Raw genomic sequence first — 13,778 nt, forward strand, 5'->3', positions numbered from 1 at the left:
TATCAACTACTTTCTTTCCTATAATCAGTCTTTCATAATTGGCATAAAATCCTTGGATTAAATCTTTTTTAGATTTATAAGAAGTGTGATAACCATTTTTGTACTTTTTGAACGAATGTTTCCTCGCCGTATCAAAATCTTTTGAAGCCTGTTTGGGAACTTGTGCGTTGATGTCATTTAACCACTCATATCTCTTTCGCTTCTTGATCTTTGTAAATCGTTTCTGTAAAGCTAACTGTGAAACAGATTTTCCAAATAGCTTATAATATCTATCACTCATTCTTTTACAATAGTTATAAGCGAATCTTGCAGCACCAGCATGGTTTCTAAGCACTTTTTCTTGTTCAGGCGTTGGAATCAGTCTAACTTTCTTCGCCAATATCATCAGAAGCCTACTCCTTTACTGTGCGATTATTCGAGCACTCACCTTTTAGATAACGAAAGATTGATCCTTCTGAATAGTAGCGTGTTCCATCAGCATTCTCCAAAGACTACTAGGATACAAACCTGTTAATTCCGATACTTGACTAACTCGTGAAAATTTCATTATTATTCTCACCTCATTGAACCTAACATAGAACGTACGTTCGATATTTTCAATAAAGTTTGATAGATTCAATAAAATTTATCTTGTTCAACTAAGGGCGCAATTCCTTAGCCAGTTCTCTTATGAACTTCTCATGTTTTCACATGAGCGCAGACTATATGTTTATCTACTTAAAGATAGAGGATTTTTCCACCACCATAGGCTTGTGATGTACTCTCGTCAGTTATACGAGATAGTCGTTGAACGTTCATCTTATCCATTTTGACTTAGATGATTCGAGGCGGAAGACCCATTGTTCTAATGTTTAGGATTTAACCTTGCACGATCTGATTGATTTTTTCTGCTTTCGCGACATTCACGCTCGCTATTTCTAGCCACGTTGTAGTTCAATCAGCTTTAGGGATTGCCCGCAGTTAACCCTCACTACTAGCCAATCACTTGACTAGCAGGGCTTACTGATATATTTAATTAACTTTGGTTATAATTGGTTAAATAAATCGTAACAGTTAGTTACCCTATTTTCTCTCTCATTCGTACTCCCCCATTCTACTTCTTCTTTAATATGTAACTTGCTATACTTATAACAATTCTTAGCAAAATAACAACTACAATTACAAGATAAAGAGCTTTTGCAGACGACAACCATTGTTGAAAAATAGACATTTTCTCCATTTGCTTCTGACCTTCTATTAAAATAAAACCTACGACAAACGAACTAACAACAATGATACCTATCATAATTCCAATACTTTTCTTGCTATATTGTTTCATATCATCCCAGTTATATAAAAGTACAAATACAAACCCGAAAACAGGTATGATACTGATCCATTCATTGTTTGTGAACAGATTTAAAATGATTAATAGACTACAAGAGAGGATGAATCCCCAAAATCCAATTTGTTTGCGCATATGCCCCCTCAAATTCCATTTTTAGGATTAATTGTATTGTAACATCCATTTACTATTCTTACCATTACAGTACATGAAATTTCACTTTTTCTTTTTCCTATACTCACATACTTTCACTGCTTTCATACAATAAACTACACGAATGCCTAAAGGATGTGAATGTTATGGGAGTTGAATTAACGCTGTTGCACGCTCTCTATATTCTTTGTTTACTCACTATTATTACCTTTTTTATTCTCCGGAAAGATACGACGATTATTTGTATCGTTTTTATCTTTTTATTAGCATTAACCGCTACAAGCTCTATCCCTCTTGCTATTAGCGGTATTTTTCACAGTTTCATTTACGCCATTACTGAGCTATTACCAACTATATTAATCATCTCCATTATCGTATCAATGAGCAATCTACTCGTTCATACCGGCATAAATGATACGATGATTTCACCATTTACAAAAATGATTCGTACACCTACCCTCGCCTATTGGATTATCGGACTTTTAATGATGACAATTTCTTTCTTCTTTTGGCCTTCTCCAGCTGTCGCCTTAATGGGGGCTATTTTATTACCCGTCGCTGTACGCGTTGGCCTTCCGCCAATTGGTGTTGCCATTGCTATGAACTTATTCGGACACGGCATCGCCTTATCTGGTGACTTCGTAATTCAAGGTGCACCGAAATTAACTGCAGACGCTGCTGGTCTTCCTGTTTCCAGCGTTGTTTCAGCCAGTGTTCCCCTCGTTATTGTTATGGGTATTGTAACAACTTCCGTTGCATTTTTCTTCTTACGAAAAGAATTTCATATAGGCTTATCTATACAAGAATCTACTCCATCAACTGAGTCTTCTAAAACGCTCACTTCATTATCTCCTCAGACAAAAAAATGGCTCGCTATTTGTATTCCGATCGTATATGCCATAGATATTCTTTGCATGATTCAATTTAAACTACAAGGAAGCGACGCAACTGCACTTATCGGCGGGACGACTGTTATTATGATTATCATCATTTCTCTCATCACCTACAAAGGACATGGACTAAATAAAACGACCGATTATTTTATAGCAGGGCTTCAATTTGGATTTAAAATTTTCGGACCAGTCATTCCAATTGCTGCACTTTTTTATTTAGGAGATAGCGGCTTTGTGAAAATCATCGGAGACTATTTACCGAAAGGTTCACACGGAATCATTAACGACTTAGGAATCGCTTTATCTCAAACTGTTCCTTTAAACCAATATGTATCAGCTGGAACATTAACTATCGTTGGTGCCATAACAGGATTAGATGGATCTGGCTTTTCCGGCATTTCACTTGCTGGTTCAATTGCCAATCTTTTCGGAACAGCGCTTGGGCATGGGACCGCTACATTAACAGCTCTCGGACAAATTGCAGCTATATGGACCGGGGGCGGGACGTTAATTCCTTGGGCGCTTATTCCTGCTGCTGCCATTTGTAAGGTGGATCCATTTGAACTTGCACGCCGAAACTTTTTACCGGTTGTGATTGGCTTAATTGTCACCACAATCGTTGCGATGTTTATTTTATAACGTAAGCAAGTGTTCTCTTGCTTACGTTTTTTTCTTGTAAAATTCATCATGAATTACTCGTTTTCAAAAGGGATTAGTTATTACTTAGCGAAATTATATTAGGAGAGTATTTATTTCAAAATGTTTACGGAAAACAGATTACTGCAATTAGAAAAGGGGACATAACTATGAATGAATTGATTTTCGTCTTATTAATTTGTCCATTACTTATCTTTATCGTTTCTGTTATGGGAACACGTAGAACGAAAACGTATTACGTAATGCCGATTGTAACGTTTGCTAGTTTTTTAATAATAGGTGTTTTCGCCTTTACCCCAAAGTTTTTCTTTTGGATTGGTATGTACAGCATCTTCTCATTTATTGTTTCTTATATGACTCTCTTGTTTGTGAGAGGATATGAAGTTGTAGAAAACGCTAAGTAGTTACTAGTAAGGAGATTTTACTATGATTTTCTTTGATATCGATGGAACTTTACTTGATTACGACACTGCTGAGAAAAATGGTATCTCACATTTCTTCCAAAAGTATAATGATATTTTCTCAGGAAACGAATTAGAGGCTACGAAACTATGGCATGAATTATCCGAACAATATTTCAATAAATTTTTATCCAAAGAATTATCTTTTCAAGACCAACAAAGGTTGCGAATGTCTCATTTATTTAAAGTATATGAAGTAAACTTATCACTCGAGGAATCTCAGCACAGATTCAATCAATATATAGAACTATATAAGAAGAACTGGACCACGTTTGAAGATGTCCTCTATACATTGCAAACTTTGCAGCAAAGAGGATACTCGTTAGGTATCATTAGTAATGGTGACTATGAACAACAAATCGAAAAATTAACAGCTCTAAACATTCTACAATATTTCAAATATATTTTTACTTCTAGTGAAATTGGTATATCGAAACCAGACCCTGAAATATTTCACAGAGCCGTATTACAATCGAATCTTGAAATGCAAGACTGCTATTATATTGGCGATCGATTAGAAACTGATGCAATTAGTAGTACAGCAGCTGGAATGCAAGGGATATGGTTAAATCGGGATAACTCGCAACTCAAGTGCGCTGTTCCTACTATATGTTCTTTACATGAATTTTTAACAATGATATAAAAAAAACGACCGCGTTTCCCCCCGCAGTCGTCTTTTTTCGTATTACGCTGTAACCCAAGCTTCGTCAGCTGGATTTTTACGCCACTCTTGTAATTTTTTCGTTTCAGCTTGTCCGATCATACCTTTTTCTGCTGCAACTTCAGTTAATGCACTGTAATCACTTAAAGAATATGATGCTACGTTTGCTGCTTCTAGTTTCTCTTTTCCTGACTCAAGCTCGTACGTGAAGATTGATACGATTCCTAATACTTCACAGCCAGCTTCGCGAAGTGCTTCTACACATGTAATTGCACTACCGCCAGTTGAAATTAAGTCTTCTACTACTACTACTTTTTGACCTTTTTCAGCTTTTCCTTCGATTTGGTTCCCTTTACCGTGACCTTTTGCTTTACTACGTACGTAGCACATTGGTAAATCCATACGATCGCTTACCCATGCAGCGTGCGCAATACCAGCAGTTGCTGTTCCTGCAATAACTTCTACAGTTGGGAAGTGCTCTTTAATTAACTCTTCTAATCCAGCTGCAATCGCTTGGCGTACTTTTGGATAAGATAAAGTTAAACGATTATCACAATAAATTGGTGATTTCATACCAGAAGACCAAGTAAATGGATCATTCGGTTGTAAAAATACTGCTCCAATTTCTAATAAATGCGATGCGATTTCTTTTTTCATACTGTTACACCTTCCCACTGTTGTTTTACTGTTTTATACGCTTCAAGCGGATTTTCTGCTTTTGTAATACTACGTCCAACTACGATGTAGCTTGAGCCAAGTTCCCTCGCACGTTTCGGTGTTGCTACGCGCACCTGGTCATTTACATCATCGCTTGCAAGACGAATCCCCGGTGTTACTGTTACAAATTCATTTCCGCATACTTCACGTAATTTTGGTACTTCAAGTGTTGAACAAACAACGCCATCAAGTCCACTTTCTTTCGTTAATTTTGCATAATGAGCAACCGCTTCTTCTAACGTTTTCTCAATGCCAATCTCTTTTTTCATCATAGCTTCCGAAGTGCTTGTTAATTGTGTAACGGCAATACAAATCGGTCTCTCTTTTCCTTCTTGCTTACCTTCCTCTAATCCCTCAATCGCAGCTTTCATCATACTGCTTCCCCCAGCAGCATGAACATTTACCATATCTACATCTAGACTAGCTAGGCTACGCATAGCGCTTTTTACCGTATTCGGAATATCATGAAGTTTTAAATCTAGGAAGATTTTATGTCCTTTTTCTTTTAAGTACGTAATAATTGCAGGACCTTCTTTGTAAAACAACTCCATACCAACTTTGACAAATAACTCTTCCCCTTCAAAGTGGTGTAAGAATTGTTCTACCTCTTGTTTCCCTGGAAAATCTAGTGCAACGATTAACGACTGTGACATGTTTGCTTCCAGCTCCTTCCTTGACATTCCGAAATATGATCAAATCCTAATTCATCTAGTAATGCTGGTAATTCTTCAATAATTGTCGGACATACGAACGGATCGATAAAGTTCGCCGTTCCAACTGCAACCGCGCTTGCACCCGCATAGAAGAATTCAATTACATCTTCCGCTGTTTCAATACCACCCATTCCGATGATCGGAATGTTAACAGCTTGACTTACTTCATGTACCATACGAATTGCTACTGGCTTAATCGCAGGCCCGGATAGTCCGCCCGTACGGTTTGCTAAAATTGGTTTTGCAGTTTTTAAATCTAGACGCATACCAAGCAATGTATTAATCATCGTTAAACCGTCCGCACCCGCATTTTCAATTGCTTTTGCAATTTCCACAATGTTTGCCACGTTCGGTGACAATTTCACATATACCGGTACTTCAGAAACCTCTTTTACTCGCTTCGTTAAATCAGCAGCAATTTCAGGATTTGTACCAAAAGCGATACCACCCGTTTTTACGTTTGGACAAGAAATATTTAATTCTAGCGCATGAACATTAGGTGCCTTTGAAATCGCCTTCGCAACCGCTACGTAATCCTCAGCTTGTGAACCCGCAACGTTTGCAATAATCGGAAGATCAAATTGCTCGAGAAAAGGTAATTCAGAATTCATTACCTTTTCTAATCCAGGATTTTGAAGCCCGATTGCATTTAGCATTCCGCCTGGTGTTTCAGCAACACGAGGCGTTGGGTTTCCATAACGAGGTTGTTCTGTTGTCGCTTTAATCATAATTGATCCAAGTACACTTAAATCATAGAACTGTGCATACTCACGACCAAATCCGAAGCAACCAGATGCTGGGATGATTGGATTTTTTAATGATAACCCTGGTAATTCAACTTGCAATCTGTTCATAGTACAACCTCCCCGATTGGAAATACTGGTCCGTCGCTACACACCTTCTTGTAAGAATGTCCACTCGGATCTGCTTGCAAATGGCATACACATGCGAAACATGCTCCGATACCACAGCCCATACGTTCTTCTAATGAAATGTAGGCTTTTCTCTCCTTATAGCGTCCTTCTAATGCACGAAGCATCGCTAAAGGTCCACATGAGTAGAGAATGTCAAAGTCAATTCCATAGCTATCGATTACATCTGTTACAAACCCTTTTGTACCATGTGTACCATCAACTGTTGCAACATACGTATCACCAAGTTCTGCGAATTTCTCTTCATAGAAGACAACATCTTTCGTTTGGAAACCTAAGATGTGAATAACGCGTACTCCTTTTGCTACAAGACGCTGTGACAATTCATATAGTGGTGGTACACCAATTCCCCCACCAACTAATAGAGCCGTTTGTCCAGATTCCGCTTCTTCTACAGGAAATCCATGACCAAGTGGTCCTAACACATCTACAAGTTCACCTTGTTTTCTTTTCGCTAATGTTTTTGTCCCTTGTCCTTCCGCACGATATAGCATTGTAAATTCGTTCTTGTCTTGATCGACATTACAAATACTAATTGGGCGGCGCAGAAGGGGCGTAATGCCCTCTGCTACCTTAATGTGTACAAACTGTCCTGGATCGTTCATTTGCTGCACTAAATCCCCTTGAAGCACTAATTCGTAAATGTTTTTTGCGATTTCTTTTTGGTTAACGACGATCATATTTTGCTTTTGCATCATGCATGTACCACCTCGTGACGCTTCGTTTGCGTAATTTCTTTCATTGAATGAGCTGAGAATGTCATAGATTCTAATACTCTCAAGATTGCTCTCGTTGTATCAAGTGATGTTAAGCAAGCCACACCATTTTCTACTGATTCACGGCGAATGCGGAAACCATCACGCGCTGGTTGTTTTCCTTTTGTTAATGTATTGATTACAAACTGCGCTTTCCCTTGACGGATAATATCAAGTAAGTTGTAGTCTTCAGAATCAATTTTGTTTACAACTTGCACCGGAATGTTTTGTTCTGTTAGCGATTGTGCTGTTCCTGCTGTTGCTAATAAGTTATAGCCGATTTCATGGAAGCGTTTTGCAATTTCCAGCGCTTCTTCTTTATCTTTATCCGCTACAGTGATGATTACTGATCCGTGCGTTGGAATGTTAATTCCTGAAGCAACAAGTCCTTTATATAATGCTTTTTCAAGCGTTAAATCTTTACCCATTACTTCCCCTGTTGATTTCATTTCAGGCCCTAATGTTGTATCAACTGAGCGTAGTTTCGCAAATGAGAATACCGGTGCTTTTACATACACTTCCTTCTCTTCTGGGTGATAGCCAGTTCCATATCCTTGTTCTACAAGGTTTTGACCTAAAATAACTTTCGTTGCGATATTTGCCATCGGTACGCCTGTAATTTTACTTAAGAATGGTACTGTACGGCTCGCACGTGGATTTACTTCAATTACATACACTTCATCTTTGAATACTACAAACTGAATGTTTAGTAATCCAACAATGTTTAAACCTTTTCCAAGCCCAATTGTATGTTCAATAATTTGTTCTTTTAGTTTTTCAGATAAGCTCTGTGGTGGATATACTCCAATTGAATCCCCAGAGTGAACTCCAGCGCGTTCGATATGTTCCATAATACCTGGAATGAATACATTCTCACCGTCTGAAATTGCATCTACTTCAATTTCTTTACCAACCATATAACGGTCGATTAATACTGGGTGATCTGCGTGAACTTTAACCGCATTTTTCATGTAGTGCAGTAATTCTTCTTGACGATATACGATTTCCATCGCACGTCCACCTAGTACGTAAGATGGTCTTACTAATACTGGGTAACCAATTTTGTCAGCGATCGCTACTGCTTGCTCTACAGTCGTTGCTGTTTTACCAACTGGTTGCGGGATACCAAGCTTTGTTAAAGCTGCTTCAAACTTATCACGATCTTCTGCACGGTCTAAATCTTCAAGTGATGTTCCTAAGATTTTTACACCGTGTGCTTCTAATTTAGCCGCTAAGTTAATTGCCGTTTGTCCACCGAATTGGACGATAACACCTTCTGGCTTTTCTAAATCGATAATGTGCATTACATCTTCGATTGTTAATGGTTCAAAGTATAATTTGTCAGAAATACTGAAGTCTGTTGAAACTGTTTCTGGGTTGTTATTAACAATAATTGCCTCATATCCAGCTTCTTTTATTGCCCATACAGAGTGAACTGTTGCATAATCAAACTCAACACCTTGACCAATACGGATTGGACCAGATCCTAGTACAACTACACTCTTACGATCTGTTACAATCGATTCATTCTCGTCACCATATGTGCTGTAGTAGTATGGTGTTGCAGATTCAAACTCTGCCGCACAAGTATCTACCATCTTATAAACAGGAGTCATATTGCTTTCTTTACGCATATCGTAAATTTCACGCTCTGTTTTGTTCCAAGCATTGGCGATGTAATGGTCACTGAAGCCCATTTCTTTCGCAGATTGTAACACTTCCATATTTCCTACATTCGCTTTTACTTCGCGTTCCATGTTTACGATATTTTCAACTTTTTGTAAGAAGAAGAAGTCCATTTCACACCATTCGTTGATTTCTTCTTTCGTTACACCTTGACGGATCGCTTCTGCTACAACGAACAGACGCTCGTCATCAGCTTTTATAATACGCTTTTTCATCGTTTCTTTATCAAGCTCTTTTAAGTGGTCTAACTCTAGGTGATAAACGCCAAGCTCTAAAGAACGGATCGCTTTTAATAATGATTGTTCTAAGTTACGTCCGATTGACATAACTTCACCAGTTGCCTTCATTTGTGTACCAAGTGTTCTGTTTGCTGATTCAAACTTATCAAATGGCCAACGTGGAATTTTTGAAACAACATAGTCTAATGCTGGCTCGAAGCAAGCGTATGTTTTTTGTGTTACTGGGTTTATAATTTCATCTAATGTTAAACCGACTGCAATTTTCGCCGCTAGCTTCGCAATTGGATATCCAGTTGCTTTAGATGCTAGTGCAGACGAACGACTCACACGCGGGTTTACTTCGATTACATAGTATTGGAAGCTATGTGGATCAAGTGCAAGCTGAACGTTACATCCACCTTCAATTCCTAATGCACGAATAATTCTTAATGAAGTGTTTCGTAACATTTGATACTCACGGTCACTTAATGTTTGGCTCGGTGCTACAACGATAGAATCACCTGTGTGAACCCCAACCGGATCGATATTTTCCATGTTACATACTACAATCGCGTTATCATTCGAATCACGCATTACTTCATATTCAATTTCCTTACAACCGGCAATACTCTTTTCTAATAAACATTGTGTTACTGGACTATGTTTTAATCCACCTGATACGATTTCAATTAGTTCTTCTTCATTATTACAGATTCCGCCACCTGTTCCCCCCATTGTAAATGCTGGGCGAACAATAACTGGATAACCAATTTCTTTTACAAATTCATGTGCTTCTTCCAGCGTATGAATAATCGTGCTAGATGGAATTGGTTCATTTAATTCCTGCATTAATGTACGGAATAAATCACGATCCTCGGCTTGCTCGATTGCTGATAATTTTGTTCCTAAAATTTCAACTCCGCACTCTTCAAGTATGCCTGATTTCGCAAGTTCAACAGCCATGTTTAGGCCTGTTTGACCACCTAATGTTGGTAGGAGTGCATCTGGACGTTCTTTACGAATGATACGGCTTACGAATTCTAATGTTAATGGTTCTATATATACTTTATCTGCTGTTGCAGTATCTGTCATAATTGTTGCTGGGTTAGAGTTAACAAGGATTACTTTGTAACCTTCTTCTCTAAGAGATTGACAAGCTTGTGTACCAGAGTAATCAAACTCTGCTGCTTGCCCAATTACAATTGGTCCTGATCCGATTACTAAAATTGTGTTAATGTCTAGGCGTTTTGGCATAACTCTTCCCCTTCTTTCTTGAAGTTTTCAATCATTGCTAAGAAATCTTCGAATAAATCATTTGCATCTTCTGGACCTGCAGAAGCTTCTGGATGGTATTGCACTGTAAATGCCGGGAACTTCGTATGACGAAGACCTTCTACTGTTCCATCATTTAAAGCAACATGTGTAATTTCCAGTTCTGTATTTCCAACTGATTCTTCTTCTACTGCGTAACCATGGTTTTGAGATGTAATTGCTACTTTTCCAGTTGCAAGATTTTTTACTGGATGATTTAAACCACGGTGACCGAATTTTAACTTACTTGTATTCGCACCAGATGCCAGGGCGAACAATTGATGTCCTAGGCAAATCCCGAATAAAGGAACTTTACCAATAATGTCTTTTAACATTTCAATTGCTTCTGGTACATCTTTTGGGTCCCCAGGTCCATTACTTAACATAATTCCATCTGGGCTAAGGCGTAGAATTTCTTCTGCTGTTGTATTGTAAGGTACAACAATCACATCACAATCACGCTTATTTAATTCTCGTAAAATACCATGTTTCATTCCGAAGTCTACAAGTACAACTCGGTGTCCACGGCCTGGACTTGGATATGGATCTTTTGTTGATACGCGTTTCACATGATCTGTAAAGACAGTTGCTTTCAATTGGCTAACGATGTCCTCTACATCCACATCCATATTGCAAAGACGTCCGCGTAAAGTTCCATATTGACGAATTTTTCTTGTTAATTTTCTCGTATCAATTCCTGCTAATCCTGGGATATTTCTTTCTTTCAAGTAATCATTTAACGAAATTTCATTACGGAAGTTTGATGGATGATCACAAATTTCGTTTACGATTAAACCATTTACAGATGGGTGAATTGATTCAAAATCATCACGGTTAATGCCGTAGTTTCCGATTAATGGATACGTAAATGTTACGATTTGACCGCAGTATGATGGATCAGATAAAGTTTCTTGATATCCAGTCATCCCAGTTGTAAATACAACCTCACCTGACTTTTCTATTTCTCCTCCGAAACCTTTTCCAATTAATACTGTTCCATCTTCTAAGATAAGTTGTCTTTTCATACTAATGCACTCTCCTTTTGCCATGCGATCTTACCACCAACGATTGTCATAACCGGCCAACCTTGGCATTTCCAACCTGCGAATGGTGTGTTTTTTCCTTTTGATAAGAATGTTGTTGGATCAATTTCTTCTTCTTGTTCTAAATCGATAATTGTAATATCAGCTGTTCTACCTTCTGTTAAGCGCCCTGCTTCTAAACCGAATGTGTCAGCTGGTTTTTCTGTTAAGAATTGAATCAGTTGCTCTAATGTAATGATTCCTTTTTTCACAAGGTTTGTATATAAAAGCGGGAATGCTGTTTCAAAACCAGTAATTCCGAACGGTGCTCTTTCAATCCCTTGCGCTTTCTCTTCTGCAGTATGCGGTGCATGGTCAGTTGCGATCATATCAATTGTTCCATCTAATAGTCCTTCAATTAACGCTGCATGATCTTCTTTTCCTCGAAGCGGTGGATTCATTTTAAAGTTAGGATCAGCCGATGGGATATCATCTTCACATAATACTAAGTGATGCGGTGTTACTTCTGCTGTCACCTTAATTCCAGCACGTTTCGCGTCACGGATTACACGTACAGATCCTTTTGTACTTACGTGACATACGTGGTAGTGACAATTTGCAGCTTCCGCAAGTAAGATGTCCCGGGCAATATGTACGGATTCACATACTGATGGGATACCGTTTAATCCGTGTTTCTCAGAAAACTTCCCTTCATGTACACATCCTTTATTAATAAGTGTGTTCTCTTCACAGTGTGCAACAACTGCCATATTTAATTTCGATGCACGCTTCATTGCAGCTAACATCATACTTGCATCTTGCACGCCTACGCCATCATCAGTGAAAGCAAACGCTCCAAGTTCTTTTAACGTTTCAAAATCGGTCATTTCAGAACCTGCTTGACGTACTGTAATTGCTCCATATGGTAATACATTTACATGTGCTTTTTCTTTAATACGCTTTTGCAGGTCTTCCATATGTTCTTTACAATCTGGTACTGGGCGTGTGTTTGGCATTGCGCAAATTGTAGTAAATCCACCTTTTGCTGCTGCAAGTGTTCCTGTTTCAATTGTTTCTTTATGTTCACCACCTGGTTCACGAAGATGAACGTGTACATCTACTAATCCAGGTGCGATTAACTTTCCATTTACATCGATTACTTCAGCATTATCTGCCGTAATATTTTCTGCTACCTTCGCAATTTTACCGTCTTGTACGAGAAGATCTGTTGCTACAATTGTTCCTTCTGCATTCATATAACGACCATTTTTAAACAAATAATTCATGTTTCATTCCTCCTAATACATTTGGTAATGCGCGTTTTAGTACAGCCATTCTTACGTAGACCCCGTTTTCCATTTGCTTGAATATGCGTGAGCGTTCACACTCGACAAGTTCACTCGCAATTTCAACATCACGGTTTACAGGGGCTGGATGCATAATAATGCTTCCTTCTTTCATACGTTTTTCTCTTTCAACTGTTAACCCATGTTGCTCGTGATACTCTTTCATAATGTCTGTTTCATAATGGTCATGACGCTCATGTTGTACACGAAGTAACATCATCACATCCACTTCTGGAACAAGTTCATCTAAACTCTTGTACGTTCCAAATGTGTTCTCTTCATCTTTCCACTCTTCTGGGCTTGCAAAGTAAATTGTCGCGCCCAGTTTCGTTAATGCTTCTGCATTAGAACGTGCTACTCGGCTATGACGAACATCCCCAACTATTGCAATCTTCAAACCTTCAAATCTTCCAAACTCTTGTTTAATTGTTAGAAGATCGAGTAGACATTGCGTTGGATGATTTCCACATCCATCTCCAGCGTTCAAGATTGGGATATTCACCTGATCTTTTAATTCATCGAAGTAACGATCTTGCTCATGGCGGATGACTACCGCTTTTGTTCCGATTGATTCTAGTGTTCTTATCGTATCGTATAAAGTTTCTCCTTTTTGTACGCTAGATGCATCTGCGGAAAAGTCTAATACTTCAAGTCCTAATCTCTTCTCAGCAACTTCAAAGCTAAATCTCGTCCTCGTACTATTCTCAAAGAACAAGTTCGCAACAAATGTTTGCTCTGTCGTTTTTCTCTCTTTTCCATTCGCGAAATCTTCTGCGTCTTTTAGGATTTCTGAAATTTCTTGTTCCGATAATTCACTCATCGTTAACAAATGGCTCATCGTCATCCCTCATCTTTCTGTTTTTTATGATAACACCATTGAATTTATATAACAATAACTGTATAAAAATACCCTAGTCTTTGAGACTAGG

Annotated in this window: 13 protein-coding genes; 3 read left to right on the forward strand and 10 right to left on the reverse strand. The window is 38.4% G+C overall.

The annotated features are described in order from the left end of the window. Window positions 1–385, reverse strand: a 385-nt coding sequence (locus CQ058_RS22470; protein WP_142396391.1) for a helix-turn-helix domain-containing protein, incomplete at its 3' end; no start/stop codon positions are given. A gap of 708 nt (window positions 386–1,093) precedes the next feature. Beyond that, window positions 1,094–1,459 carry a YoqO family protein gene (locus CQ058_RS22475; RefSeq protein ID WP_002128842.1) on the reverse strand — a complete coding sequence of 122 codons (366 nt, stop codon included), beginning with the start codon at window positions 1,457–1,459 and terminating at the stop codon, window positions 1,094–1,096. A 164-nt stretch (window positions 1,460–1,623) separates the two neighbouring features. Between CQ058_RS22475 and CQ058_RS22480 the strand changes: the two genes are divergently transcribed. The 3 genes from CQ058_RS22480 to CQ058_RS22490 all read left to right on the forward strand — a co-directional run bounded on the left by CQ058_RS22480 (window position 1,624) and on the right by CQ058_RS22490 (window position 4,131). Then, window positions 1,624–3,009, forward strand: coding sequence for a hypothetical protein (locus CQ058_RS22480; protein WP_002190514.1), 1,386 nt, complete (start codon window positions 1,624–1,626; stop codon window positions 3,007–3,009). A gap of 167 nt (window positions 3,010–3,176) precedes the next feature. Next, a complete protein-coding gene (locus CQ058_RS22485) occupies window positions 3,177–3,431 on the forward strand; it encodes a YbeF family protein (protein WP_002190515.1) in 255 nt (84 codons plus the stop codon). 22 nt (window positions 3,432–3,453) lie between these two features. Then, window positions 3,454–4,131 (forward strand): HAD family hydrolase, encoded by a 678-nt coding sequence (locus tag CQ058_RS22490; RefSeq protein WP_002014703.1) that lies wholly within the window; start codon window positions 3,454–3,456, stop codon window positions 4,129–4,131. A gap of 42 nt (window positions 4,132–4,173) precedes the next feature. On the opposite strand, the gene pyrE is transcribed toward CQ058_RS22490, so the two are convergent. Genes pyrE through pyrB form a run of 8 tightly spaced genes read right to left on the reverse strand, consistent with a single transcriptional unit; the run spans window position 4,174 to window position 13,687 of the window. After that, window positions 4,174–4,806 carry an orotate phosphoribosyltransferase gene (gene pyrE, locus CQ058_RS22495; RefSeq protein ID WP_000711455.1) on the reverse strand — a complete coding sequence of 211 codons (633 nt, stop codon included), beginning with the start codon at window positions 4,804–4,806 and terminating at the stop codon, window positions 4,174–4,176. Continuing rightward, window positions 4,803–5,519: an orotidine-5'-phosphate decarboxylase gene (gene pyrF / locus CQ058_RS22500; RefSeq protein ID WP_000083510.1), complete on the reverse strand. Its 717-nt coding sequence runs from the start codon at window positions 5,517–5,519 to the stop codon at window positions 4,803–4,805. The genes pyrE and pyrF overlap by 4 nt, the downstream gene beginning before the upstream one ends. Beyond that, the gene (pyrD, locus tag CQ058_RS22505) at window positions 5,504–6,433 is read right to left on the reverse strand and encodes a dihydroorotate oxidase B catalytic subunit (protein ID WP_002088238.1); all 930 of its coding nucleotides are present in this window, start codon (window positions 6,431–6,433) and stop codon (window positions 5,504–5,506) included. The genes pyrF and pyrD overlap by 16 nt, the downstream gene beginning before the upstream one ends. Continuing rightward, window positions 6,430–7,209 carry a dihydroorotate oxidase B electron transfer subunit gene (gene pyrK, locus CQ058_RS22510; RefSeq protein WP_002088239.1) on the reverse strand — a complete coding sequence of 260 codons (780 nt, stop codon included), beginning with the start codon at window positions 7,207–7,209 and terminating at the stop codon, window positions 6,430–6,432. The genes pyrD and pyrK overlap by 4 nt, the downstream gene beginning before the upstream one ends. Beyond that, complete coding sequence (gene carB / locus CQ058_RS22515) at window positions 7,206–10,424, reverse strand: carbamoyl-phosphate synthase large subunit (protein ID WP_002165154.1); 3,219 nt, start codon at window positions 10,422–10,424, stop codon at window positions 7,206–7,208. The genes pyrK and carB overlap by 4 nt, the downstream gene beginning before the upstream one ends. Continuing rightward, on the reverse strand, window positions 10,409–11,506 hold the full coding sequence (locus CQ058_RS22520) for a carbamoyl phosphate synthase small subunit (RefSeq protein ID WP_002121861.1): 1,098 nt from the start codon (window positions 11,504–11,506) through the stop codon (window positions 10,409–10,411). The genes carB and CQ058_RS22520 overlap by 16 nt, the downstream gene beginning before the upstream one ends. Beyond that, window positions 11,503–12,789: a dihydroorotase gene (gene pyrC, locus CQ058_RS22525; protein WP_002088243.1), complete on the reverse strand. Its 1,287-nt coding sequence runs from the start codon at window positions 12,787–12,789 to the stop codon at window positions 11,503–11,505. Before pyrC ends, CQ058_RS22520 begins: the two co-directional genes overlap by 4 nt. Further along, the gene (gene pyrB / locus CQ058_RS22530; protein WP_002128846.1) at window positions 12,773–13,687 is read right to left on the reverse strand and encodes an aspartate carbamoyltransferase; all 915 of its coding nucleotides are present in this window, start codon (window positions 13,685–13,687) and stop codon (window positions 12,773–12,775) included. Before pyrB ends, pyrC begins: the two co-directional genes overlap by 17 nt. Window positions 13,688–13,778 lie beyond the last annotated feature (91 nt).

The sequence above is a fragment of the Bacillus sp. MYb56 genome, assembly GCF_002976445.1.
In the GTDB taxonomy this organism is placed as follows: Bacteria; Bacillota; Bacilli; order Bacillales; family Bacillaceae_G; genus Bacillus_A; species Bacillus_A mycoides.